The sequence below is a fragment of the Streptomyces sp. NPDC102279 genome, assembly GCF_044766365.1.
Classification (GTDB): Bacteria; Actinomycetota; Actinomycetes; order Streptomycetales; family Streptomycetaceae; genus Streptomyces.
Genome location: NZ_JBIWLU010000014.1, coordinates 222,743 through 247,607, shown reverse-complemented (window position 1 = coordinate 247,607; position 24,865 = coordinate 222,743). Strand labels below are relative to the sequence as shown.

General features: G+C 73.1%; 21 protein-coding genes. 3 read left to right on the top strand and 18 right to left on the bottom strand.

Annotated features, from left to right (window positions below; genetic code table 11):
- Positions 1-66: 66 nt before the first annotated feature.
- The 3 genes from ACIRQH_RS33005 to ACIRQH_RS32995 all read right to left on the bottom strand — a co-directional run bounded on the left by ACIRQH_RS33005 (position 67) and on the right by ACIRQH_RS32995 (position 3,149).
- Entirely contained in the window at positions 67-1,581 is a 1,515-nt protein-coding gene (locus tag ACIRQH_RS33005) for an MFS transporter (protein WP_404228391.1), read from the bottom strand.
- Positions 1,578-2,774: a radical SAM protein gene (locus ACIRQH_RS33000; RefSeq protein ID WP_388878423.1), complete on the bottom strand. Its 1,197-nt coding sequence runs from the start codon at positions 2,772-2,774 to the stop codon at positions 1,578-1,580. Before ACIRQH_RS33000 ends, ACIRQH_RS33005 begins: the two co-directional genes overlap by 4 nt.
- 105 nt (positions 2,775-2,879) lie before the next feature.
- Positions 2,880-3,149, bottom strand: coding sequence for a hypothetical protein (locus ACIRQH_RS32995; protein ID WP_388878426.1), 270 nt, complete (start codon positions 3,147-3,149; stop codon positions 2,880-2,882).
- 412 nt (positions 3,150-3,561) lie between these two features.
- Between ACIRQH_RS32995 and ACIRQH_RS32990 the strand changes: the two genes are divergently transcribed.
- Entirely contained in the window at positions 3,562-4,809 is a 1,248-nt protein-coding gene (locus ACIRQH_RS32990; RefSeq protein ID WP_388878429.1) for a cytochrome P450, read from the top strand.
- Between the two features lie 123 nt (positions 4,810-4,932).
- Here the strand turns inward: ACIRQH_RS32990 and ACIRQH_RS32985 are convergent, their stop codons facing one another.
- The 8 genes from ACIRQH_RS32985 to ACIRQH_RS32950 form a co-directional block, all read right to left on the bottom strand.
- Positions 4,933-6,726, bottom strand: coding sequence for an SWIM zinc finger family protein (locus tag ACIRQH_RS32985; RefSeq protein ID WP_404228387.1), 1,794 nt, complete (start codon positions 6,724-6,726; stop codon positions 4,933-4,935).
- Between the two features lie 1,094 nt (positions 6,727-7,820).
- Entirely contained in the window at positions 7,821-10,814 is a 2,994-nt protein-coding gene (locus ACIRQH_RS32980; RefSeq protein WP_404228384.1) for a DEAD/DEAH box helicase, read from the bottom strand.
- A gap of 228 nt (positions 10,815-11,042) precedes the next feature.
- Positions 11,043-11,624 carry a sugar kinase gene (locus tag ACIRQH_RS32975; RefSeq protein WP_404228382.1) on the bottom strand — a complete coding sequence of 194 codons (582 nt, stop codon included), beginning with the start codon at positions 11,622-11,624 and terminating at the stop codon, positions 11,043-11,045.
- Positions 11,621-12,808, bottom strand: coding sequence for an ROK family glucokinase (locus ACIRQH_RS32970; RefSeq protein ID WP_388878436.1), 1,188 nt, complete (start codon positions 12,806-12,808; stop codon positions 11,621-11,623). Before ACIRQH_RS32970 ends, ACIRQH_RS32975 begins: the two co-directional genes overlap by 4 nt.
- A gap of 129 nt (positions 12,809-12,937) precedes the next feature.
- On the bottom strand, positions 12,938-13,744 hold the full coding sequence (locus ACIRQH_RS32965) for an ATP-binding cassette domain-containing protein (protein WP_358820399.1): 807 nt from the start codon (positions 13,742-13,744) through the stop codon (positions 12,938-12,940).
- A 14-nt stretch (positions 13,745-13,758) separates the two neighbouring features.
- Positions 13,759-14,814 carry an ABC transporter permease gene (locus tag ACIRQH_RS32960; RefSeq protein ID WP_358820362.1) on the bottom strand — a complete coding sequence of 352 codons (1,056 nt, stop codon included), beginning with the start codon at positions 14,812-14,814 and terminating at the stop codon, positions 13,759-13,761.
- Positions 14,811-15,815 carry a sugar ABC transporter substrate-binding protein gene (locus ACIRQH_RS32955; protein WP_358820363.1) on the bottom strand — a complete coding sequence of 335 codons (1,005 nt, stop codon included), beginning with the start codon at positions 15,813-15,815 and terminating at the stop codon, positions 14,811-14,813. Before ACIRQH_RS32955 ends, ACIRQH_RS32960 begins: the two co-directional genes overlap by 4 nt.
- 278 nt (positions 15,816-16,093) lie before the next feature.
- A complete protein-coding gene (locus tag ACIRQH_RS32950; RefSeq protein ID WP_358820400.1) occupies positions 16,094-16,831 on the bottom strand; it encodes a GntR family transcriptional regulator in 738 nt (245 codons plus the stop codon).
- A gap of 128 nt (positions 16,832-16,959) precedes the next feature.
- On the opposite strand from ACIRQH_RS32950, the gene ACIRQH_RS32945 reads away from it, so the two are divergent.
- On the top strand, positions 16,960-17,973 hold the full coding sequence (locus ACIRQH_RS32945) for a Gfo/Idh/MocA family oxidoreductase (RefSeq protein WP_388878441.1): 1,014 nt from the start codon (positions 16,960-16,962) through the stop codon (positions 17,971-17,973).
- Between the two features lie 70 nt (positions 17,974-18,043).
- On the opposite strand, the gene ACIRQH_RS32940 is transcribed toward ACIRQH_RS32945, so the two are convergent.
- The 4 genes from ACIRQH_RS32940 to ACIRQH_RS32925 form a co-directional block, all read right to left on the bottom strand.
- Complete coding sequence (locus tag ACIRQH_RS32940; protein WP_404228378.1) at positions 18,044-18,535, bottom strand: hypothetical protein; 492 nt, start codon at positions 18,533-18,535, stop codon at positions 18,044-18,046.
- A gap of 34 nt (positions 18,536-18,569) precedes the next feature.
- Positions 18,570-19,745 (bottom strand): cytochrome P450, encoded by a 1,176-nt coding sequence (locus ACIRQH_RS32935; RefSeq protein ID WP_358820366.1) that lies wholly within the window; start codon positions 19,743-19,745, stop codon positions 18,570-18,572.
- A gap of 44 nt (positions 19,746-19,789) precedes the next feature.
- Positions 19,790-20,461 (bottom strand): response regulator transcription factor, encoded by a 672-nt coding sequence (locus tag ACIRQH_RS32930; protein WP_358820367.1) that lies wholly within the window; start codon positions 20,459-20,461, stop codon positions 19,790-19,792.
- A gap of 333 nt (positions 20,462-20,794) precedes the next feature.
- Positions 20,795-22,078: a sensor histidine kinase gene (locus ACIRQH_RS32925; RefSeq protein WP_404228375.1), complete on the bottom strand. Its 1,284-nt coding sequence runs from the start codon at positions 22,076-22,078 to the stop codon at positions 20,795-20,797.
- Positions 22,079-22,256: 178 nt separating this feature from the next.
- On the opposite strand from ACIRQH_RS32925, the gene ACIRQH_RS32920 reads away from it, so the two are divergent.
- Positions 22,257-22,460: a hypothetical protein gene (locus ACIRQH_RS32920; RefSeq protein ID WP_358820369.1), complete on the top strand. Its 204-nt coding sequence runs from the start codon at positions 22,257-22,259 to the stop codon at positions 22,458-22,460.
- A 152-nt stretch (positions 22,461-22,612) separates the two neighbouring features.
- Here the strand turns inward: ACIRQH_RS32920 and ACIRQH_RS32915 are convergent, their stop codons facing one another.
- The 3 genes from ACIRQH_RS32915 to ACIRQH_RS32905 all read right to left on the bottom strand — a co-directional run bounded on the left by ACIRQH_RS32915 (position 22,613) and on the right by ACIRQH_RS32905 (position 24,811).
- Positions 22,613-23,005, bottom strand: coding sequence for a ribonuclease domain-containing protein (locus tag ACIRQH_RS32915; protein ID WP_358820370.1), 393 nt, complete (start codon positions 23,003-23,005; stop codon positions 22,613-22,615).
- Positions 23,006-23,224: 219 nt separating this feature from the next.
- Positions 23,225-23,845 (bottom strand): dihydrofolate reductase family protein, encoded by a 621-nt coding sequence (locus ACIRQH_RS32910; protein WP_358820371.1) that lies wholly within the window; start codon positions 23,843-23,845, stop codon positions 23,225-23,227.
- Positions 23,846-23,980: 135 nt separating this feature from the next.
- A complete protein-coding gene (locus ACIRQH_RS32905; RefSeq protein ID WP_358820372.1) occupies positions 23,981-24,811 on the bottom strand; it encodes an AIM24 family protein in 831 nt (276 codons plus the stop codon).
- Positions 24,812-24,865: the final 54 nt, after the last annotated feature.

Below are 24,865 nucleotides of genomic sequence, written 5' to 3'. Positions count from 1 at the left end.
CGGGCGCAGGAGCGACGGTCGGGGGCCGGCCGCCCGGGTCGGGCACCGGCGGCCGAGCGACGGGGCTCAGGCCGCGCCGCTGCCGGGACGCCGAACGGGAGGCGGGGCGGCCGGGTCCACGGGTCCGGGCCCGGCTGTTGGTTCCGGACCGCCCGATGCATCCGGGTCGCCATGCGCCATGACCTCTTCCCGGTCGGCACGGCGCGCGCCGACGGGGCCCGCCGAGTCCCGGACGACAGCGCCAGCCGTGGAACCGGCCGGTGCGGCAGGGGCAGCCTGTGCGGCGGGGTCTGCCGGAGTCGCGCGGTCTTCGGGGGCGGGAGAGTCCTGGAGGACGGGCGCCGGGCCAGCGGGTGCGGCGTTCCTCGCGTCGGCCGCCACGGCGTCCAGGCTGGTCTCGCGCAGCAGGGGGACCGACGACAGCACGGTGACCACCGCCGCGGTTCCGGCCAGGGCAAGCCAGGTGTGGCTCGACCCCAGGGAGTCCACGAAGGAGCCCGCCAGGAGCGGCCCGAGGGAGGCCAGACCGGCCATGAGGAGTCCGGTCGCGGTACTGACCCTGCCGAGCAGGTCCCGGGGTGCGAGCACCAGCATCGCGCGGCCGACGACGATGCCCGCCGGCGGGCTGAAGAAGACGACCACGACCAGCACCGGGCCGATCGTCCAGGGGTGCGTGGTCCCGGAGAAGACGGCGAGGCCGACCGCCCACACCGCGCCGATGAGCAGGAACAACCGGGCGGCGGGGATCCGCTTGATGAGCCACGGTGCCGAGGCGGCGCCCAGCATCGCACCGACGCCCGCGCAGCCCATCACCGCTCCGATCGCCGTGCCGCCCGCGCCGCTCTGCCGCAGGGAGACGACCATGGTCGTCTGTGCCGCCGCCGAGACGACGTTGATGCCCGCGGCGAACAGCAGTGCGGCCAGCAGTGCCCGCTGGTGCGTGAGCCAACGCAGCCCGGCCGTGAGCCGGTTGTCGCGCGCGGCCTCCGCGATCTGGTGGGCGGGCCGGGACGCGATCCGCAGCAGCAGCACGGCGGACACCCCGTAGGACAGCGCGTCGGCGGCGAACGGCAGGATGGGGTCCAGCGTGAACAGCCAGCCGCCGAGAAACGGGCCGATGAGCGAACTCGACGCCATGGCGGCCTGACTGCGGCTCAGCGCGTCGGTGAGGTCCTTCTCCGGCACCACGTCGCGCACGGCGATCGTGGCCGCGGGGGCGAAGAGGGCGGTCGCCGCGCCCTCGACCACGGCGACGCCGAGCAGATGCGTCTGCCCGAGGTCGCCCAGAGCCGACACGAGCGGAATGCTCGCCAGCGCCACGAGCCGGACCAGATCCGTCCCGACCATGATCATCCGTCGGTCGAGCCGGTCGGCGAGATGGCCCGCCGGAAGGCGCAGCAGCGTCCGGGTCACCAGCGAGCAGGTGGCGACCGTACCGGCCTGTGCGGCGCTGCCGCCGATGGACAGGACGAGCAGTGGGAAGGCGAGCAACGACAGCTGTGATCCGAGCGTGGACAGGGTCGAACTGAGCCAGAAGCGGCGGAAGTCGGGGTTGGTGCGCAGGATGCCGGCGCCTTTCATCCCAGCCGTCCGACGGCGTCGAGGCAGTCCAGGACACCGGCGTCGACCCGGTCCTGGAAGACGGCGCGGACGGCCGCCTCCTCGTCGTACTGGTAGTGGTCGTGGCAGCTGACCCAGCGGCCTTCCGTCTGCTCGGCGTCGAGATAGCCGTCGGCGATGGTGCCGACCTCCATGCCGGGTTTGCCTGCGGTCTCCCAGCAACTGGCGAGGACACCGTCGGCGTTGACGACCGCGCCGTAGCGGCCGTCGGTGAAGGAGCAGGCCTGGCAGGGGACATGGGCGCGCGGGCGGGACACCGTGAAGCCGAGTTCCAGCGCGCGGGCGTGCCAGCGGACGAAGTCGTCGACGAGGCCGTTCTCGTGCGTCAGGTTGTTGGCGTAGCCGACGCCGACGTCGCCGACGCGGGCGAAGTGGATGCCGCAGCGCGCCGGATCGAGCCGGGTGCCGAGCCGTTCGACCAGTTCGTCCACGCCGTTCCGGTTCAGGTGCGAGACGTTGACCCGCAGCATCCAGCGCAGGGAGGTCTTCTCGATGGCGCGCGCGATGTTGGAGACGATGACGTCGAAGGTGCCGCCCCCCGAGCGCCGTACCCGGATGGCGTCGTGGTCGGCCCGGTCGCCGTCGAAGGTCACCTGCACGGAACCGAGGCCCGCCGCGTTGAGTTCCTTGGCGATCAGAGGGGTGAGCAGCGTGCCGTTGGACGTCATCGACGCGGTGAGTGTGCCCAGTTGGCCGGCCCGGGTGAGCAGGTCGCGGCAGCCTCGCGGGTTGAGCAGCGGCTCGCCGCCGAACAGCAGCAGCGACAACCGGTCCATGTCCGCGGCGGCCATGCGCTCGCGGGTGAAGTCCAGTACCTGGCCCACGGCTTCGGGGGTCAGGCGGGCGTGCCGGATCCGCGGCGGCCTGCTGCCGCCCTTGGGGTCCTGCGCGGTGTTCTGGAAGCAGTAGCCACAGCCGAGGTTGCAGTCCGTGCTGGTCAGCACGGTCAGCGAGTACGAGTTGTACGGCTTCACCTCGTACAGGCCGGCCTCGCGGAGATAGTGCTCGGCCGAGGGCCGCAGGGTGCCGTCGGGTTCCACCTGGCCGGGCCGCATCAGGGCGTATCCGCCGGCGCCCAGGAACCACCACCCCCTGCGGGCACGGATCAGACGGGCCCCGGCGGTGGGGACGGCGACGGACTGCGTACCGGGCACGGCAACCTCCGGAGCGAGGGCGGGAGTTGGGAGGTGGGCGCGGCCCGGTCGCGACGGCGTCAGGCGCCGCCGCGACCGGGAAGGACCGCGCCGGTGGTGAGCCGATCAGGCGTTGTGCTCCTGGTGGACACCGCACCACGGGGTGTCCTCGCCCTCCTCGGAGTGCGCGACGACCTCGGGCTCGTCGACGGACTCCTGGTGCACACCGCACCACGCGACGTTCGAAGCGGCGTGCGCGACCACCTCGGGCTCGTCCACGGACTCCTGGTGCACACCGCACCAGGCGACGTTCGAAGCGGCGTGCGCGACGACCTCGGGAGTCTCCTCCGCGGGGGTCTCGGTGGTCTCCTCGTTGGGCTCGACGTTCTCGGCCATGATGGTCCTCCATACGACGGGCGTTCGGGACGACGGACGGCAGCACTGCGCCGACCGGCAGGAAGCTAGGAGCAGGGGGTTCGGCACCGGTTCGCCGCCGGTTGTGCCGCGGTGAATCCCCCTGGTGAGCGCGCCGGCTGAGCGCCGTGCGGTGGCGTCCGGGCGGCGCGGCGAAGAGGGACGTCCGTGGGCCGGCGCTCCGGGGGCGCCGCGGGATGCCGACGCGGCCGTACGGCGTGCTCCGGGTGGCACACGTGGAGGCGCACGGTACGGAGGCGGCCGCAGCGCGTTGCTCCGAGTGGTCCGTGCGGGCGCGGACATACCGGAATCGCACCGGGCGCGAACCGGCGGGCAACCGGCCGTTCCTACGGTGACCGCCGCACACTCCGCGACCGCGAGAGGACGCCTCCGTATGGACACCGAACCCGCCGTCACGGCCGTCCCTCCCGCAGCGGCGGGGCGGCAGGGACTGCCGGAGCCGCTCGGGGCCGGATTCCTGGCCCGGCCGGAGGAGACGCTCGCCGAGATCCGGGAGACCTGTCCCGTGGCCCGGATCAGGACCCCCGCGGGACGGGCGGCGTGGGTGGTGACCCGTGCCGAGGACGTGCGGGCCGGATTCCTGGATCCGCGCCTCTCCTTGAGCGGCGGTCGCGTTCCCGACCCGGGCGTGCGGCGGCGCGCCCTGGACGTGACGCTGGTCAACTACGACCCGCCCGACCACACGCGGATCCGCCGCCTTGCCACACCGGCCCTCACCCCGGCGCGCATGGCCGCCCACCAGGGACGCATCGAGCAGGCCGCCGGTGACCTCCTCGACGCGGCCGACGCGGCCCGCGGACGGGGACCGGTGGAGCTGATGAACGCGTTCGCGCGCCCGTTCGCCTTCCGGTCGCTGTGCGAGGTCTTCGAGGTGCGGGAGGAGCAACGGGCCGCGCTGTACGAACCGGTCGCGCTCCTCGCGGACAAGACGGGCCACACCGCTCGTGCCGTCGAGGAGAGCGTGGCCCGCGTCGACGCCTTCGTCCGCGGCGAGATGGCCCGCCGCGAGACCGCTCCGGGTGAGGACGTCGTCTCCCGTGTCCTCACGGCCTGGCACGAGCAGGGCGGTGCGAGCGAGGACGAGGTCGCCTCGCTCCTGGCGATGCTGCTGCTGGCCGGCTTCGACAGCACGGTGCAGGCGATCGGCATGAGCGTCGCGGCGCTGCTGGGCCACCCGGACGTGCAGGACTCCCTGCGGAACGAGCCGGGGCGGATCCCGCGCGCGGTGGACGAGTTGCTGCGCTGGGACACCCCGGGCCCTTTCAGCACCAAGAGGGTGGCGCTGGAGGACGTGCGGTTCGGGGACACGGTCATTCCGGCGGGCAGCGGTGTCCTGCTGTCCGTGGCGGCGGCCAATCACGATCCGCGCTGCCACGCCGACCCCGGAACGCTGGACCCCGACCGCCGTACCGCCGGCCGTCACCTGAGCTTCGGCCTGGGCCCGCACTACTGTCCCGGATCGGCGCTGGCCCGCCTGGAGCTGACGGTGGCCCTCACCGCCGTCCTCGGCCGCTGGCACCGTCTGGAGCCCGCGGTGCCGCTGCACGAACTGGCCTGGGGTGGCGGCTACCTGCACCGACGCCTGGCCGCACTGCCCGTCCTGCCCCACGGACCGGCGTAGCCGGACCTGCGGACACAGGCGGAAGCAGACGGGCGCAGGTGGGCACAGCTGGACGGCGAGGTCGTGGCTCCGCCTGCCCGCCGCGCCCGCACGGCTCCGGCGCGCGCGCCACGGAGGGGCGCGTCAGAGATCGCCCGGTGCGCCGAGTCCCGTCAACGCGCCGACGGGGTCGAGGTCGGGGGTGCCGCGGGGCCACCAGTCGTCGTGGCCCGGCTCGGACTCGAAGGCGTACCAGAGACCGTTGCGGCCGAGGCGGAGCTGGGCGTGGCCGCCCGGGTGGGTCAGGTGGTTGCGCCAGGGACGGAAGGCGGGGAGGTCGGCGGCCAGGAGCAGCGGCCTCGCCCGGTCGAACCGGCCGGCCGGCGGATCCCAGGGCTCTTCGAGCACGGCGAGCGCGTCGAACCCGCCCTGCCGCCAGGCGGCCACCGCGCGTGCCAGGTCGGCGGGGGTCCGCCCGGTCGCCGACGCGAGCGAGGCGTAGAGGGCCCGGGTGGTGGCGGTCAGGCCCGATCCGGGGCGGGCAGCGGCGATACGCACCGCGTCCTGCCAGAGCGTCAGGTCCGCAACGGGGTCGCGGCCCGCGGTGAGCAGGGCGTGCGCGCGGGCCGCCGCGTCCGTCGCCAACTGGTCCAGCGCGAACGGGTCCGGGCCGCCCGGAGCACCCGGATAGGCCGGCGGCTGCTCCGGATGGGCGGGCGGCGGGAGCGGCACGGGCAGGGGCGGCAGCACGCGCCGGGCGAGCGCGTCACGGGCGCGCACTCCGGGCAGCGGCGCGGGTTCCCGCTCCTGGGACGCACGGGCGGCGCGGGTGGCGTTGCGTCGGGACAGCGCGTCCAGCAGCTCGCGCTCGCCCCGGCCGCGCAGCAGGAGGAGCACGAACGGGTCCTGGTCCAGCAGCCGGGCCATCTGATAGCAGAGAGCGGCCGCGTGCTTGCAGGGATGTCCGAAGTCGGGGCAGCTGCAGTGCGGTTCGAGCTCGCCGGGGCCGGGGAGCAGCTCGACTCCGCACTCCGCCAGCGACTTCGGCATCTCCTTGTCGAGGAGTGCGGCGATGTGTCCGGGCCGCTCGGCGGCCGCGTCGAGGAAGCGGTCCCAGTCGGCGTCGGCGAGGGTCCGCACCCTGATCTGGACCCGGTACGGCCGCGGCCGGCTGCCGTGCACGTAGGCCAGGACCAGGCCGGGGGTGACCGTGATGGCGTCGACGTGTCCCTGCCCGGCATACGTCCGGCCGCGCGCCAACCGCGCGGCGTCCAGGGCCCCTTCCTCAAGTGCGGTGACCCAGGCGTTGCCCCACCACGTCTCCGCGAACACGCCGTCCACGGCGTCCCGCGCCGGGAACCTGGGGAACGTACGGCGCAGCTCCCCGTCCCGGCCCGGGGAGGCCATGGAACGCGGCAGCCGCTCGGAGAGCGCGGGGTTCGCCGGGGCGCGACGACCGGGCACGGGGTGCCGGTCGGCGAGCGGGTCGGGGTGCGGCGGGCGCGGTTCTGGCGGCGTCTCGCTCACCTCGCCGGCCGGCTCCGAGGCCGTGGGTTGCGGTCCGGACGGGTCCAGGGAGGGATCGGGCCGGAGCGGCTTCGGGGAGGGGGCCGCCGGCATGGCGGGATCGGATGCCCGGGACTCGGAAGCCCCGTGGCCGAGCTGTTCCACAGCGGAGTCGACGGGGTCGCCGGTCGCGGTCCATGAGCCGGTCCGGGTGCGCGCGTGAGGCCCGGGGGTGAGGTGGTCGGATCTGTCGGCCGCCTCCGGGACGGGGGCGTCGACCGTCGTCGCCTCGCCCTGCCCCTCCCCCTCCGGATGCGCGAAGGGGCGTCCGTCCGCGCCCTCGTCGCCCCCGGCGTCGGCGGGGTGCGGCGGGAGCCCGGGGTCGGACACGTCGGAGGGGAGCTGGAAGGCACCTGCGAGCAGCTCCCTCAACTCCTGAGCACGGGAGGCTCCTTCGGGGTGCACAGCGCTCGCGCCGCTGCGCCGCCCCCGGGTGCCGCCGGCCGACCTCTTGTCGGGGCGTGTCCGCGCACCTCGCTCCGGACCAACTGCGCCGCCCACCGCATCTGTTGCGGCTCCCCCTTCATCGCCCCCCGCGGTCCGGGCTCGCTTCGCCCCGTCCCGCGCGGCGCGCAACGCCTCGCGGGCGATGTCACCTGGGCGCGCGCCCTCGGTCGCCCCGGCGCCCGGGACACCGGGCGGGACGGACCCCGCCGCCTCGACACCTCTCGCAGCGGCACCTCCCGCCGCGCCCCGGTCACCGTCCCGGCCCGAACCGTCGGCCTCGACGTCCTCGTGGCCGCCGCCCCCGGTCACCGCCTCCGCAGTGTCCTCATCGCCGGACACCGAACCCGACACATCACGGCTGTCACGCCGGCTGCGCGCGGGAGAACCCGCGTCGGCACGCGCATCGCGGCCGGTCCTGCCGGTCTCCACCGCCGCACGGGAGGTCGCGCCGGCCGCGGCACGGCCGCCCGACGACGCCCGCCCGCCGGTGTCGGCTTGGTCGTCGTCACCGACACCTGCAGACCCGACAGCATCCGTACGGGCCGCACCGGCACCGGCATTCCTCGCCGTCTCGGTCGCCCGTCGCAGGGCCTCGCGCGCCACGTCACCGGGACGCGGTCCGGCAGCGGACCCCGGCTGAGAAGCCCCGACCGCACCGTCCCCCGCGATCGAGGGGGACGAGCCGGACGACGGCGAAGACGCCGAAGGTTCGGACAGCCCGGCGGACGAGGACCCTTCACCGGCCGCACCCCGCCCGACAGCCCCCTCCCCCGAAGCAGAAGTCGAAGCCGAACCCGCGCCCGAACCAACTCCCACACCCGCCCCCGCCGGCCCGTCGGCCGCCCCGCTCTCCCTCTCCCCGTCCCGCTCCCGGCCGTCCCGCTTCCGAGCGGCCCGCAGCGCCCGGCGGGCCACGTCCGCGGGGCGGTCCGCCGAGACGGGGCGGGGCAGGTCCGTGCCGTCGGCCGGTTCGCCGGACCCGGTCCCGTCCACGCGGCGCTCCTCCCCCTCGGTGCCGCTCACGTCGGCCTCCGGAGCGAGACGAGGTCGGACAGGTCGCGGTCGGTCAGCTCCGTGAGGGAGGCCTCGCCGGAGCCGAGGATCGCGTCGGCGAGGGCGCGCTTCGCTTCGAGCATCTCGGCGATGCGGTCCTCCACCGTGCCCTCGGTGATGAGGCGGTGGACCTGCACGGGCTGGGTCTGGCCGATGCGGTACGCGCGGTCGGTGGCCTGCTCCTCGACCGCGGGATTCCACCAGCGGTCGAAGTGGACGACATGGCCGGCGCGGGTGAGGTTCAGGCCGGTGCCCGCGGCCTTGAGGGACAGCACCAGGATCGGGGTCTCACCGCTCTGGAAGCGGTCCACCATGCGTTCGCGTTCGGCGACCGGGGTGCCGCCGTGAAGCAGCTCCACCGGAACGGCGCGGGCGGTCAGGTGGGCGGTGATGAGGCGGGCCATGCCGACGTACTGCGTGAAGACGAGAGCCGAGCCGTCCTCTGCGAGCAGGGTGTCCAACAGCTCGTCCAGCAGGTCGAGTTTGCCGGAGCGGGCGGACGGCCCGTGGGCGGCGGCCTCCGCGTCCTCCTTCAGGAACAGGGCCGGGTGGTTGCAGATCTGCTTGAGGGAGGTCAGGAGCTTGAGGACGAGTCCCCTGCGGGCGATGCCGTCGGTGGTCTCGATCGCGAGCAGCGACTCGCGGACCACGGCCTCGTAGAGGGAGGCCTGTTCGCGGGTCAGCGGGACGGGATGGTCCGTCTCCGTCTTGGGCGGCAGCTCGGGGACGATGCCCGGGTCGGACTTCTTGCGGCGGAGCAGGAACGGGCGGATCAGCCGCGCGAGCCGGGCCACCGCCTCCTCGTCCTCGCCGTTCTCCACGGCGCGGGCATGGCGGGCGCGGAAGGACTTGAGGGGGCCGAGCAGCCCGGGGGTCGTCCAGTCCAGCAGGGCCCACAGCTCGGAGAGGTTGTTCTCCACGGGGGTGCCGGTGAGGGCCACGCGCGCGGGGGCCGGGATGGTGCGCAGGGCCTTCGCCGTCGCCGAGTAGGGGTTCTTCACGTGCTGCGCCTCGTCCGCGACGACCATGCCCCACGGCTGCTCGGCGAGGTGGGTGGCGGCCGAGCGCATCGTCCCGTACGTGGTCAGGACGAAGCCGCCGTCCAGGTCGGCGAGGGTGCGGTCGGAACCGTGGAAGCGGCGCACGGGGACGCCGGGCGCGAAGCGGGTGATCTCCCGCTGCCAGTTGCCGAGGAGGGAGGCGGGGCAGACCACCAGGGTCGGTTCCCTGCGGGCCCGCCGCAGGTGGAGTGCGATGAGGGTGACCGTCTTGCCGAGTCCCATGTCGTCCGCGAGGCAGCCGCCCAGACCGAGGGAGGTCATGAGGTCCAGCCAGGCGAGGCCGCGCGACTGGTAGTCACGCAGGTGGGCCTGGAGCCCGGGGGGCGGCTCGACGGGGGTGAGGCCGGCCGTGAGGCGGTCGCGCAGGGTGGCGAGCGCGCCGACCGGCACGGCCTCGACGGTCTCGCCGTCCACCTCGGCGGTGCCGGTGAGGGCGACGGAGAGCGCGTCGACGGGGTCGAGGAGGCCGAGTTCGCGCTTGCGTGCCTTGCGGACGAGTGCCGGGTCCACGAGCACCCACTGGTCGCGCAGCCGGACGACGGGCCGGTGGGCCTCGGCGAGGGCGTCCATCTCGGCCTCGCTGAGGGGGTCTCCGCCGAGGGCGAGCTGCCAGCGAAACTGCAGGAGCTCCTCGCTCTCGAAGAAGCCGGTGCCGTCCGTCGCCGAGCCGGGCGCGGGGCGCACCACCGCGGAGGCGCTGAGGTCCTGGGCGAGGTCTCGCGGCCAGTGCACGGCGACGCCGGCCGTGCCGAGACGGGCCGCGGCGACGCCGAGGAGGTCCGACAGCTCCTCCTCCGACAGGGCGAGCACGTCCGGCACGTCCTGCTCGGAGAGGCGGTCCAGCGGGGGCCAGACGCGGGCGGCGCGACGGACCGCGAGGGCGGCGTCGACGCGGGCGCGGGGCCCGAAGACGTCGTCGGCCTCCCCTGCCCAGAGGGCCGCCGCGTCGATGACGAGCGTGGGGTCGGCGAGGCTGTGCACCTGGACGACGGCGGCGCCGGCGCGCCGGGCGCCCTCGCCGTCGTCGAACAGCTGGTAGGCGGACAGGTCCAGGCGGAGTGAGATCCGTACGCCCGCGTCCATGCCGGCGGCGACCTCGGCCGCCCAGTCGTGGGCTCCGGGCAGCCGCTGGGGCGCGCGTGCCGCGAAGGGGAGGCCGGAGACGTAGGGCGCGGCGGGGGTGCGGGGGAGGGTGTCGGCGACCGCGTCCAGGAAGGAGCGCATGAGGGCTTCCGGCTCGGGCAGCCGGAGGGGTCCCTTGCCGGGGAGCGGGACGGCGTGCCCCTCGTACGGGAGGGCCCCGGCGATCGCCCGCAGGTGGGCGACGTCGTCCTGGTCGAGGGGGCCGGCGCGCCAGGAGTCGAAGCCGTCGGCGGTGAGCCCGGGAAGCAGCCGTCCTCGGGCGACGAGGCGCAGCGCGTGCAGGGCGGCGGCGCCCCAGCAGGCGGTGGCGGGATGGGCGGCGGGGTTGCGGCGGGCCGCGGCCAGCAGGGGCAGGGCCTCGCCGACGGAGAGGGTGAGGGCGGGAACGGCGACCCTGCGGACTCCGGAGCCGTGCGGTCGTACGACGGTCAGCTCGGTCCGTCCGCGCGCGAGCGGACCCGCCTCCTTCCCGGCCGGCGCGGCGCTCTCCGGTTCCGCTGCGGGTGCCTTCTCGTCGTGGTCGCCCGCCGGCGTCGGTTCGCCGTCCGGGTCCCAGAACGCGATCCGCCCTTCCCGGGGCAGCGGCGCGGGCAGGAAGACGGCGGCGAGCCGGACGGAGGGCAGCGGGTCGGAGGGCGGCTCGGCGAAGGGCGCCCGGGCCGGGAGGGCGGGCGCTGCGGGCACCCGGGCCGGGGAGGGCCAGGCGAGCGCCCGCTCGGCCACCGCGTCCATCGCGTCGCGCATACGTCCGGTCACCTCCCGCCCCTGTGTCGCGTCAGTTGTCTTCGACTCTACGGGCGGGGTCGGACAATCGGCTCCCACGGCCGTGCGGGGCGGGGACGGGCCCGGCCAGGGCCACGGTCCGGGGGTTCCGCGGGTCGGTGACGAGGTGCCGCGGCGGTGCCGCTGCCGCCCTTCATGCGCCCGCCGGACTGCGGGAACCCGCGCGGATCGGGGCCGTGGGAGGCGGGTCTGCGGGGCGTCCTACGGAATGGTGCGCGAGACGACGTACACCATGGGGTGTCCGGGCTCGGAGCGGTTCACGACGATGTCCTGGGTGGGCGCGGGGTCCTTCTGCTTGTGCACGAGACCCGACCAGGGGCCGGGCCCGGTGAACTCCCAGCCGACCACCTTCTGGTCGCGGTCGCCGATGGTGATGTCGTCCTTCTTCAGGTTGTCGCCCCGGGCGCCGACGCCCTTGAGGAACCCTTCGAGGCCCGCCTCGGTCGTCCCGAACTGGACGTAGAGGCGGCTGGTCTTCCAGTTGTTCGTCTCGTAGTACGCGACGTCGGTGGACCGGCCGGGGATCGGGATCTGGTAGAGGCGGCGCTGCACGCGGGAGGGCCAGCCCGCGGTGAGGCCGGTCGCCGAGTACTTCTCCTCCTTGTCCTTGCCGCTGTCGCGGCTCTGGTTGGCGGAGATCACCAGATAGCCGGCCGGTACGCCGATGAGCAGCACGATGATCAGCAGCGTCAGGGCGCGGCGGCGGAACCTGTGCCGGGGGTCCTCCGGGGGCCGCTCGGGCTCGTCCGGGGAGGTCGCCTGGCGGGGCAGGGAGGCCGTCACATCGACTCCTGCTGGGTCGAGCGGCGGGACTCGGCGTAGCGCTCGTACCGCTCGTAGCGCTCCACGCGGCGGCGCTTGGCGCGCCGGAAGCGGCGGGCGACGAGGCGCGCGAGGTCGGCGGCGCCGACCATGCCGGCCTCGGGCCCGAGCTGGGCGCGCGCGATCCGGGCCTCGGGGCGGTAGCCGCGGCCGGTGAGGTGGCGGCGGAACGCCTCACGGGCGGGCGCGATGAGCAGGTCGTCCGCGGCGCTGACACCGCCGCCGATGACGAAGCAGGAGGGGTCGAGGGCGGCGGCCAGGTTGGCGATGCCGACGCCGAGCCACTGGCCGATGTCCTGGAGGAGTTCGATGCACATGGCGTCGCCCTGGCGGGCCAGCTCGGTGATCATCGGGCCGGTGATGTCACCGATGCTGCCCTTGACGTGCTCGATGATCCCGTACGCCACCGGGGAGTCGGCGGCGGCGAGCTCGCGGGCCTCGCGGACCAGCGCGTTGCCGGAGCTGTACTGCTCCCAGCAGCCGCGGTTGCCGCACGGGCAGCGGTGGCCGCCGGGCACGACCTGCATGTGGCCGAACTCGCCGGCGACGCCGAACTTACCGCGCTTGACCTGGCCGTCCTCCAGGATCGCGCCGCCGATGCCGGTGCCGAGCGTGATCATGACGAGGTGGTCCTCGCCCCGGCCGGCGCCGAACCGCCACTCTGCCCAGGCGGCGGCGTTCGCGTCGTTGTCGACGAGGACGGGCACGGCGAGGCGGCCGGCGAGGCGGTCGCGCAGCGGCTCGTTGCGCCAGGACAGGTGGGGGGCGAACAGGATGCGGTTGCGGTCGGCGTCGACCCAGCCGGCCGCGCCGATGCCCACGGCGTGCACGTCGTGCCGGTCGGAGAGGTCCAGGACGAGTTCGAGGATGGTGTCCTCGACGACCTTGGGGCTCTTGGACTTGTCCGGCGTCTCGGCGCGGACCTTCTCCAGGATGTTGCCGTCGGCGTCCACGACACCCGCCATGACCTTCGTGCCGCCGATGTCGATGCCGACGGTGGGGACACGGGGTGCCGTCAGGTGCGAACGGCGCTCACGTGTTCCCACGGTCCGCAGGACGGTGGCCCGCGCGGAGCCCATGGAGGTGCTCCCTGCCCGAGCGGAGCCGAGAGCTCGGGGGAGCGCGAGGTCGCGGTAGGTGCTCATCGCGCCGATTCTGCCTTACGCCGTACCGGGGCCGCACCGCGGAAGGGCGGGGACGGCGGTGACCCGCGGCTCGTCCGGGGCCGGTCCCGGCACGCCGGCGGAGCCGAACGGGTCACTCCCCCGCGCCCCTCACGCCGTGCGGTTCTCCAGTTCGTGCCGCAGGTCGTCGAGCTCGCTGCCGCCCGCCATCTGGCGTGTCAGCTCGTCGAGGGTGATCGCGTCACGGGTGTGGCTGCCCGACATGGCTCCGCGCTTGAGGAGGACGAAGCGGTCGCCCACGAGGTACGCGTGATGCGGGTTGTGGGTGATCAAAACAACACCCAGTCCGGCGTCACGGGCGGCGGCCACGTATTTGAGGACGACACCGGACTGCTTCACGCCGAGGGCCGCGGTCGGCTCGTCGAGGACGAGGACCTTGGCGCCGAAGTGGACGGCGCGGGCGATCGCCACGCACTGGCGTTCGCCGCCGGAGAGGGTGCCGATGGGCTGGTCGACGTCACGCAGGTCGATTCCCATGCGCAGGAGTTCCGCGTGGGTGGTGCGGCGCATGAAGTCGACGTCGAGGTGCTTGAAGGGTCCGACGCCCTTGCGGGGCTCGGAGCCGAGGAAGAAGTTCCGCCAGACCGGCATCAGCGGGACGACGGCGAGGTCCTGGTAGACGGTCGCGATGCCGAGGTCCAGGGCCTCTCGCGGGGAGGAGAGGCGGGTCTCCTCGCCGTCGATGCGCAGCGTGCCCGCGTCGTGCTGGTGCCGGCCCGCGATGATCTTGATGAGGGTGGACTTGCCCGCGCCGTTGTCGCCGAGCACGCAGGTGATCTCGCCCGCGTGGACCTCCAGCGAGACCCCTTCGAGGGCGCGGATGTTGCCGTAGTACTTGCTGACGTCGTCGAGTTCGACGAGCGGCGCGCGTTCCGCGGCGGCGGGTTCCTTGGTCATGTTCTTGTCCGTGGTCACTTCGTCGCCTCCGCGCGCTTGCGGACCCAGTGGTTGAGCAGGGTCGCGAGGAGCAGCATCACGCCGAGGAAGAACTTGAACCAGTCCGGGTTCCACTCGGCGAAGACGATGCCCTTGCTGACCATGCCGAAGATCAGGGCGCCGACGGCCGCGCCGACCGCGGAGCCGTAGCCGCCGGTGATCAGACAGCCTCCGATGACGGCCGCGATGATGTAGATCAGTTCGTTGCCGACGCCCTCGCCGGACTGGACGACGTCGAACGAGAACAGCAGGTGCTGGCCGGAGATCCAGGCGCCGAACGCGACGCCCATGTAGAGGCCGATCTTGGTCTTGTCGACGGGGACACCGACCGCGCGGGCGGCCTCCTCGCCGCCGCCGACGGCGTAGATCCAGTTGCCGACGCGGGTGCGCAGGAGGATCCAGGTGGCGACCGCGACCAGGGCCAGCCACCACAGGATGGTGATCTTGAAGTCGACGCCACCGATGGTGAGGGTGGAGGCGAAGACGTCCTTGGCGGAGGAGAAGCCCTCCATGTCGGAGATCGACTTGGTGGAGACGGTGCCGCTGATCAGTTTGGTGAAGCCGAGGTTGATGCCGGTGAGCATGAGGAAGGTGCCGAGCGTGATGATGAAGCTCGGCGGGTCGGTCCGGGTGAGCATGACGCCGTTGAAGACGCCGATGGCGAGGGTGACGAGCAGCGACACGAACACGCCGACCCAGACGTTGGCCGTCATCTGGTAGCTGAACATCGAGGAGATCAGCGCGGAGCTGGTCACCATGACGCCCGCGGAGAGGTCGAACTCCCCGCCGATCATCAGCAGCGCGACCGGGACGGCCATGATGCCGATGGTCGACGCGGCGTACAGGACGGTGCTGAGGCTCGCGGCGCGCACGAAGCTGTCGGCGAAGATCGCGAAGAAGAGGAAGACGGCGATCGCGCCGACCACGGAGCCGAGCTCGGGGCGGCCCATCAGCCGGCGCAGGGGCGAGGTCTTCAGCAGGCGCTCGTCGGTCTCGGGGCCGGGCGCCGGAGCGGGTGCCGTGGCGGTCATCGGGTCCCCCGGTCCGCGTACTGCTCCAGCTTGGAGGCCTGGTCCTTGGTGATGATCTGCGGCCCGGTGAGGACCGGCTTGCCGCCGCCGAGGACGTCCGCGTTGTACTTGTACAGCCAGAGCAGGTCCACGGCCTCGTAGCCCTGGAGGTAGGGCTGCTGGTCGACGGCGAAGCCGAGGGTGCCGTCCTTGAGTTCGGCGGCCACCTTGGCGTTCAGGTCGAAGGTGTCGATCTCGGCCTTGCTGCCCGCGTCCTTCTTGGCCTTGACCGCGGTGTCCGCGAAGGGCGCGCCGAGCGTGACGACGGAGTCGATGGACCCGTCGGCCTGGAGCTTGGCGCCGATGGAGGACTGCACGTCCGGCATGCTCGTGCCCTGGACGTAGATGTTCTGCACGGTGCCGTGGAAGGTCTTCTTGATGCCGGCGCAGCGCTGCTCGTGGCCGACGTTGCCCTGTTCGTGCAGGACGCACAGCGCCTTCTTGCGGCCCCGCTTGTTCAGCTCATCGCCGACGGCCTCGCCGGCGATCGTCTCGTCCTGGCCGATGTGGGTGAGCGCGCCGAAGGTTTTGGACTCCGCGGAGCCCGAGTTCACCGTGATCACCGGGATGCCGGCCTTGTTGGCGCGTGCGACGGCGGCCTTCATGGCGTCGGGCTTGGCCAGCGTGACGATGATGCCGTCGACCTTCTTGTCGATCGCGGCGTCCACGAGCTGGGCCTGCTGCTGGGCCTCGTCGTCGTGCGAGTAGAGGAAGTTGATGTTGTCCTTGACGGCGGCCTGCTTGGCGCCGTTCTGGACGATGTCCCAGAAGGTGTCGCCGTCGCCCGAGTGGGTGATCATGGCGAAGGTCCACTTGGGCGTGTTCACCGCGGCCCTGCCCTGGGCCGCGGCGGCCTTGCGGGCGTCCTCGGCCCGCTTCCCGCCGGTGCTGCTGCATCCCGCGAGGGACACTCCCAGCGCCCCTGCGAGCGCGATGCTTACCCAGGTCCGAGTCCGTGCCACGAGGCCGTGCCCTTCTTGCGTGCTCCTTGGTGTGCCGGGCCCTGCGGTCCTGCCCGGGGGCCGTTCCGCAGGCCCTTTCGGACCGGCTTCGTACCGGCCCAAACGACCAAGTATCAATCACGGGGATCGTCCGTCCGACCAGCGGGTCCCGCGCGCGGTGCGTCCACGCGGCGCGGTACGTCCTTTCCGGTGACGGTGGAGGCACCCTGAGGCCCGGCGGGCACTCGTCGGTCAGGGGCCTCGGCGGACCCGGTCCCGGGGTCCGAGGGGCGGGCGGGTCACGGCCGGACGAGGAGCTGGAACTCGAAGGAGTAGCGCGAGGCGCGGTAGATGTGCGTGCCGAACTCGACGGTGCGGCCGGTGTCGTCGAAGGTGGTGCGCTGCATGGTGAGCAGGGGTGAGCCGGCCGGCTCGCCGAGCCGCTCGCCCTCCTCCTGGGTGGCGGCGCGGGCGCCGACGGACTGGCGGGCGCTGTGCAGGGTGATGCCGGCGGTGCGCATCAGCCGGTACAGACCGGTCGCCTCCATCCGGCCGCCGTCGAGTTCCAGCAGGCCGGGCGGCAGGTAGTTGCAGAGGTACGCCATCGGCTCGCCGTGCGCGAGACGCAGTCGCTCGACGCGGTGGACGTCGCTGGTCTCGGCGACCCCGAGGGCGGCCGCGATCTCGGTGGACGCCGGCTCGACGGTGTTGACGACCACCTGGGTGGCGGGGCGCTGGCCCGCCGACTCCAGGTCGTCGTAGAGGCTGCTGAGTTCCAGGGGGCGCTTGACCTGACTGTGCACGACCTGGGTGCCGACCCCCCGGCGCCGTACGAGCAGGCCCTTGTCGACGAGCGACTGGATGGCCTGGCGGACCGTGGGGCGGGACAGGCCGAGCCGTCCCGCGAGGTCGATCTCGTTGCCGAGGAGACTTCCCGGGGTCAGCGCTCCGTGCTCGATGGCGGCCTCGAGTTGCTGCGACAGCTGGAAGTACAGCGGGACCGGGCTGTTGCGGTCGACGCTGAGCTGGAGCGACACGGTCGGATCCACATCTGGTTTCGGCACGGCCCGAGCGTAGCTCCGTGAGATGTTGACGGGAAGTTGTGAAGTTCGATTGTCCGGACAAACCATTGACAGGGTGGCGGGTCGGCCCTCAGTTTGTTCCCATGCGCATCGGACTCATCGGAGCGGGTCGTATCGGCACATTCCATGCCACGACTCTCAGCCGCCACCGTGAGGTCGGCGGCTCCCTCATCGTCACGGACGCGGACCCGGTACGGGCCCAGCGGCTGGCGGACCGGCTGGGCGCGACAGCGGCGCCGAGCGTGAACGAGATCTTCACCTGGGGTGTGGACGCGGTGGTCATCACCGCCGCCACGTCGGCCCACGCCGAGCTGATCGGCCGGGCGGCTCGCTCCGGGCTCCCGGTCTTCTGCGAGAAGCCCATAGCCCTCGACCTGCCGGGCACATTGAGCGCGCTCGCCGAGGTCGACGCCGCGGGAACGGTTCTTCAGATGGGGTTCCAGCGCCGCTTCGACGTGGGCTACGCGGCCGCCCGCGAGGCGGTGCGGTCGGGCCGGCTCGGCCGGCTGCACACCGTGCGCGCGATGACCTCCGACCAGTCGCCGCCGCCGGCCGGCTATCTCCCGCTCTCGGGCGGGCTGTACCGCGACTGTCTGATCCACGACTTCGACGTCCTTCGCTGGGTGACCGGCCGCGAGGTCGTCCAGGTGTACGCGGCCGGGTCCGACGCCGGGCCCTCGATGTTCCGCGAGGCGGGCGACATCGACACCGCCGCGGCGGTCCTCACCTTCGACGACGGCATGCTCGCCACGGCGACGGCCACCCGGCTGAACGGCGCGGGCTACGACGTCCGCATGGAACTGGCCGGCGAACAGGACCAGATCGGCGTCGGCCTGGACGACCGCACACCGATCGCCTCGACCGAGCCGACCGGTCCGCCGGCCGCGGACAAACCGTGGACGGGGTTCCTGGAACGGTTCGGCCCCGCGTACGAGGCGGAGCTCGCCGCCTTCGTCGAGGTGGTCCGCGGCGAACGCGCCAACCCCTGCGACGGCCGCGAGGCACTGGAGGCCCTCCGCATCGCCGAGGCCTGTGAACTGTCCCGGCGCGAACGTCGTCCGGTGTCCCCGGCGGAGATCCCGGGCGGCCGGGACTGAGCCGGCCTCACGGCAGGCACCGGCCTCGGCCCGATCGCGCGTCGCACCGCAGGCTCCGCTCACGCCCCCCTCAGGCGAGAAGCCGCACGGCGGGAGTCTCCTGGTCGACGGCGAGCAGCAGGTCACAGTGCTTGCAGGTGATCCGGTGGGGCCGGACCAGGTTGGTCTGGGTGCCGGCGGTGCCGGCCTCCTTCGCTGTCGGACAGTGATAGGCGAGGTGCAGCCGTACCCACGCGTGGCCTGTGGGTACGGCGGCCTTCCCTCCGTCGCGGAGGTCGGTGAAAGGCGCCCACCAGAAGTCGAGGAGCGCCCGGACCGCCAGTCGCTCCCGGCCGCTCGTGGTGTCGAACCCGGCGATCCTGCCGGGGGCGTGGTGCCGCTTGAACCCGCTGCGGCTGCCGGAACACAGCGCCTGCTCGGCTCCGCGCTCGAACAGCGTCGTCCGCCCGGTCCGCTCGCAGATGAAGCAGTCCAGGCTGAACTCCAGCGAGGAACGCCAGTAGAGCCGGTGGGTGTCCTCCCGCTCCGTCAGCTCCGCTCTGATCTCCGCCGTACGCAGCACGGTCGACGCTCCCCTCCTGCCCCGGGGTCCCGGTTCACCACCGCACCGGCACCCTGCGCGCCCCGCGCATCAGCATCCCGGGCAGCCAGCCGCTCGGCGGTCCGTCGAGGGCCAGGTCCGGGCAGCGCTCCAGCAGGGAGCCGAGCGCGACGCGGGCTTCGAGCCGGGCGAGCGGGGCGCCGAGGCAGTAGTGGATGCCGTGTCCGAAGGCGAGGTGCCCGCGGGCCTCGCGCCGGATGTCGAAGCGGTCGGGGGCCGGGTACCGCGTGCCGTCGCGGTCGGCCGCTGTGAGGCCGACCATCACCGCGTCGCCGGAGGCTATCGCCGTACCGCCGATGTCGAGGGGCTGCGTGGCATAGCGGAAGGTCGCGTTCTCCACCGGTCCCTCGTAGCGCAGGGTCTCCTCGATCGTGCCGTCCAGCAACGTCGTGTCGGCTCGCAGGGCGGCGAGCTGGTCCGGGTGGGTGAGCAGGGCGTGGACCGCGCCGGCGATGAGGTTGACCGTCGTCTCGTGTCCGGCGACGAGCAGCACGAAGGCCATGCCGCGCAGCTCCTCGGGCGAGAGCCGGTCACCGTCCTCGGCGGTGGTGCGGATCAGTCCGCTGAGCAGGTCGTCCGCGGGTCCGGCGGAGCGCTTGTCCTCGATCAGGTCGCCCAGGTAGGCGGCGAGCCGGACGAAGGCGTCGTACTCGCTCTCGGCGCTGGTGGGCGCGACCGCCTCGGTGGACAGCGCGCGGAAGGTGGCCCGGTCCGGCCCGGGCACACCGAGCAGCTCGCAGATGACGGTCAGCGGGAGTGGATAGGCGAGCGATTCGACCAGGTCGGCGCGCCCGTGCGGCAGCATCGCGTCGAGCAGGTCGTCGGTGATCTCCTGGATCCGCGGAGCCAGTGCCGCGACTCGTCGCGGGGTGAACTCACGGGCGATCAGGCTTCGCAGTCTGGTGTGCTGCGGTGGGTCGGCGACCAGCAGATACTTGCCGATCAGCTCCTCGTCGAGGAACGTGATCCCGATCTTCTCCGCGTCCTTGGCCAGCCGTGCATCGGCAAGCGCGGCCCGTGCCTCCTCGTACCCGACCACGAGCCAGGTCTCGTGGTGCGCGTCCGGCGGTGGCAGCCGCACGCGGTGCACCGGGCCGAGCGTGCGCAACTCGGCGTAGACCGGGTGCGGGTTCTCGGTGAACCCCACCCCGTACTCCCCCAGATCGATCACGCCGTCCCCTCCCCGTCACCCCGCACAACGCACGAGCCTCCCGCTCAGTGCCCGTCCTCCTCCAGCAACCCGGCGTCGTACGTCAACAACGCCACCTGGACACGGTTGTTGAGGCCGAGCTTGGCGAGGATCCGGGAGACGTGCGTCTTGACCGTGGCGACGCTCATGAACAGTTCGGCGGCGATGTCGGCGTTCGAACCGCCCCGTCCGACCGCCACGGCGACCTCGCGCTCGCGCTCGTTCAGGGCGGCGATCCGCGAACGGGCCCCGGACTTGCGGGCGTCGGCGGAGGAACCCGCGGCGTGCTCCATCAACTGTCGGGTGACGGTGGGCGACAGCACCGGGTCCCCGGCCGCCACCCGGCGCACCGCGTCCAGGATCTCCGCGGGCGGGGTGTCCTTCAGGACGAACCCGGCCGCGCCCGCTCGCAGGGCACGCAGCACCTGGTCGTCGGCGTGAAACGTCGTCAGGACCACGACCTGGGGAGCCTCCTCGCGGGCGCGCAGCCGCTCGGTGGCGGTGAGGCCGTCGACGTTCGGCATCCGGATGTCCATCAGGACGACGTCGGGCCTCGTGCGGTCCACCAGCGCCTCGACCTCGGCGCCGTCGGCGGCCTCGCCGACGATCTCGACGTCCTCGGCGCCGCCCATCATGAGGGCCAGCCCCGCTCTCACCAGAGGGTCGTCATCGACGAGCACCAGCCGAATCGCAGTCATCCCCCCACCTAACCAGCTCCCCACCACGTTCCTCGCCCCCTCCACCCGTCCCCGTCCCATCCCTGGGGCCACGCCCCGGACCCCGCTCCGCGATCGCCGGAAGGGCTGAGGACTGCCGCGTGAGCACCAAGATCTCCGTACCTGCGGCCGGCATGCGGCGTGAAAGGCCGTGCCGGTACATCGAACGCCCGTCGCTCACGCCCGGATCCAGCGGCGGTTCCGTTTCGTCCGACGTCTGGTTCAACGGCGACGGGCGGATGTACCGGCACGGCCCCGATCCCCCACCGGACCGGCACCGCAACCCACCCGCACCGCCCGGCGGGCAGCCGCCCCTCATGAACCAGGCACCCCCCACGGCAACCAGGCGAAGACCCGGAACCCCCCGCCCTCCTGAGCCCCGTGCTCGAGCCGCCCACCCGCGAGCGTGGCCCGCTCCCGCAGCCCGATCAGCCCCTGCCCGGACCCCGGCACCACAGGCACCTCTCCCGACGGCGCGGGATTGACGACGGACACGGTCAGACCGTCTCCGGGCGCTCCCCGCACCGACACGGTGACCTCCGTACCGGGCGCGTGCTTGCGCGCGTTCGTCAGTCCCTCCTGGGCGATGCGGTACGCGGTGCGGCCGACGGACGCGGGCACGGCGTCCGGATCGGAAGCCCGGTTGTCGAGGACCACCCTCATGCCCGCGGAGCGCGACTCCGCGACCAGCCCGTCGAGCGCGGCCAGCGTCGGCTGCGGGCGCCCTCCGTCCTCGGAGTCCGACGCGCGCAGGACCCCGATGATCTCCCGCAGATCCTGCAGGGCCTCGTGCGCGCTCTCCCGGATGATCCCGGCGGCCCGGGCGACCTCCTCCCGGGGCGCGTCGGGCCGGAACTCCAGGGCCCCGGCGTGCACGCTCAGGAGGGTGAGCCGGTGTGCGAGCACGTCGTGCATCTCGCGCGCGATGGCCTCGCGGGCGAGCTGCTGCGCCTGCTCGGCCCGCAGCGCCGCCTCGGTCTCGGCCCGCCGCGCCCGGTCCCGCAGACTCAGCATGAGCTGGCGCTTGGACCGTACGAACATGCCCCAGCCGACCACCGCAGAGGTGAGCAGCGCGGTGACGCCGAGGGCCGCGGGGTAGGACAGGTCGGGGTCGGGCCGGAGCAGGAAGTACGCCGGGAGCAGCGCGATCTGGATGCCGGCGATCCAGGCCACGTACCGGAAGGGCCGGTGGACGGCGAGGGTGAAGAGGGCGACGAGTCCGGCACCGCCCGAGGTGCTCGAGATGAGCCCGACGGGGATCAGGGCGATGGCGAGTCCCAGCGGCCAGCGGCGGCGCAGCCAGACCGCCGCGCAGGCGAGCGCGCCGATCCACTGGTCGGCGACCGCGAGGGCGTGCGGGGTGTTCGGGTCCTCGGTCAGCGTGTTCGCGGCGGCGACGCCGACGGCGACGGCCAGGAGGAAGCAGCCGAAGTCGACGGCCCAGTCGCGCACGGTGCGCCGGGGCCGCCCGGAACGGCCGGCCCGCTCGGCGTCGGGGTCGAGTTCCGCGGCCACGGCGGACGGCAGCAGCCAGCGTCGGCCGGACAGGGCCGGTACCGGAACGTCTCGCGGCCCACGGGCCGGTTCATCACCACTCACGGTCGACAAATCTACGCAGCCGAACCCGTCGCCACCTCCCCGTGAGGGCCTTCACCGACCAAAGTCGGCCCGCTTCAGACTTTCGTCGGAACGAGGCCGGGGCACGGTCGACTTTCCGCGGCAGGGCCTCGCCTCGCGGCCGATGCGCGTGGGAGGCCCGCGGGGCGAGGGTCGTGCCATGAAGCAGCTGCTGGAGGTGCTCGGATTCGTCGCCCTGGTGCAGGGCGTTCTCGGCCTGGTCCAGGAGATCACCGGCCGGCTGCGCGGGTGGGGGCTCGTGCAGCGGCTCGACTTCCTGGACGGCCATGAGATCTACGCGAGCGCCACACTCGTCGTCCTTGCGTTCGCCCTGTTCGCGGCCGCGGAGAGCAGCCGCACGTGAAGAAGTCCGGAGCGGGCCGAAGACGGACCGCGGGGCCGGCCACCCGCACCCGCGCGTGGCCGGCCCCGCGGATTCGCTCCGTTCCTCGGGCCGTCGAACCGCCGGGCCGTCGCACCGTCACACCGAGCCGTGGGGGACTCGGCATCGGGGCGTCAGCAGCCGAAGTCGACCAGGTCGAACGTCACGTAGTGGTCGGCCGTGTAGTAGTCCTCCTGGGTCTCCTCGCCGGTGACGACGCGGCGGGCGCCCCGGGTCGACGAGCCCGGGGTGATGACCGTGTACTCGTGGTAGTAGCCGGAGGACTGGGAGGGCAGGACGGCTTCACGGTTCTGGAAGACGACGCCGTCCTGCGAGTAGGGGAAGGGTCCTCCCGCGTCGATCAGGTCGAGCGTGTCGTGCGCCTGGGACGGCAGCGCGCTGTAACAGATGCTGCCGACGGAGGCTGCCGCCGCGTCGGCCGGGATCACGGCGGTGCCGCCCACGAGGAGGGCGGACATGAGGGCCACGAGGGCACCGGTACGAGTGGTACGTGGGGGGAATCTCATGGATCCAGGATGACGCGCGTAGACCATGGCATGTCAATGTCAAGGTGACGGTTTTCTCCCGGCCCGCCCGATGATTTTTCCCCGAGTTAACGGCCTGCACGGCGCCCCCGCAGGGCATCCTCACGACCCCCACAACCCCGGCGCGCCGCCACGCGCGGGCGCCGGCCGCCGGTCCCCTGATCACATCCCTGGGGCCGGCCGGCCCGCCGTGCCGCGTCATCAGGACTCGTGCAGGTAACTCCCGTACGTGGCCCGGCCTTCGGCGTCGTAGGTGTTGATCGTGACGCCGGTGCCGGTGGTGCTGCCGGAGACGTGCCGGAACGCTGTCGGCAGCGCGCCCTGGGCGAAGAGACGGCGGCCCGCGCCGAGGACGACCGGGAAGGTCAGCAGGTGCAGGGTGTCCACGAGGTCGAGGGCGAACAGGGACTGGGCGAGCGCGGCGCTGCCGTGCACCTGGAGTTCGCCTCCGGTGCGCTCCTTGAGGGCGGTGACCTCCTTGCCGAGGTCACCGGTGAGCACGGTCGTACCCTCCCAGGCGGGCTCCGTGAGGGTCGACGACGGGACGTACTTGGGCAGGGAGTTCAGCTTGGAGGCGACCGGGTCGGCCGGATCGGTCACCTTGGGCCAGAAGTTCGCGAAGATCTCGTAGGTGCGCCGGCCCAGCAGGAAGGCGTCCACGCCGGAGAAGACGCCCGTGATGAAGCGCCCGAAGTCCTCGTCGTCGTACGGGACGGTCCACCCGCCCTGGTCGAAGCCGCCGGCCGTGTCCTCCTCGGGGCCGCCGGGGGCCTGGTGGACGCCGTCGAGGGAGACGAATGCGGTGAGGGTGAGCTTGCCCATGACGCGTGCCTGCTTCCATCCGTGGGGTCCTCGGTCATCTCTGCAGACTCCACCGGCTCCCGCGACTCATCGGTCCCCGGCCGGCCCGACCGCATCGCCCCCTCGGCCGGCCCGGACGGCGGACGCCCGCCCGCGTCACCCTTCGTCGGTCGAGAAGAGACCGCCCGTCGGACCCTGCTTGTCGCCGCCCTGGGCCTTCCTCAGGGCGTTGGCGAGCCCCTCGATGGTGAGGGACTGGAGGATGACCTGGCCGTTGCCCTCCAGGGTGGCGAGCGACAGCCCCTCGCCGCCGAAGACCGCGTTCATCAGGCCCTGCCGGTTCAGGCCGCCGATGCGCTGGACGCCGTAGCGGATGCCGTCCTCGAAGGCGACGACGCAACCGGTGTCCACCTCGATGCGGCCGCCGAAGTCCGCCGGGTTCAGGTCGATGAAGTTGCCCGCGCCCGCGATGATCACCGTGCCGTTCCCGGTGAACTTCTCCAGGACGAATCCCTCGCCGCCGCTCCGCCCCGTCCGGCCGCCCTGGAAGGCGATCCCGAACCGCACGCTCGACTCCGCCGCCACGAAGGCGTCCTTCTCGGCGAACCACGCGCGCGTGCCGTCCAGCTCCAGGGCGCGCATCTCGCCGGGCAGCACGCCCGCGAACCCGACGGTGCCCTCGCCGCCCACCGCCGTGAAGTACTGGAACGCGAGCGACTCGCCCGCGAGGGCGCGCTGCCCGGCCTGCATGGCGGTGCCCATGGCCTGGCGCAGCATGCCGCCCATGCCACCACCGCCGCCGCCACCCCCGCCGGCCTGCGGCGCACCGCCCCCGCCGCCCGGCGGGCCGGAGAGCCGGGTCTCCATGGTCACGCCGGTCGTCTTGAACAGGAACTTCCCCGCCTCGCAGTACACGGTCTGGCCGGGGCGCAGGCTCACGACCGCCATCTGCATGGCGCTGCCGACGATCTCTTGCTGAAGGGTCACGCCGGAAGAACGAGAGAAGCGGAGCGAAGAGTTCCGGCCCATCGGGTGAGCTGT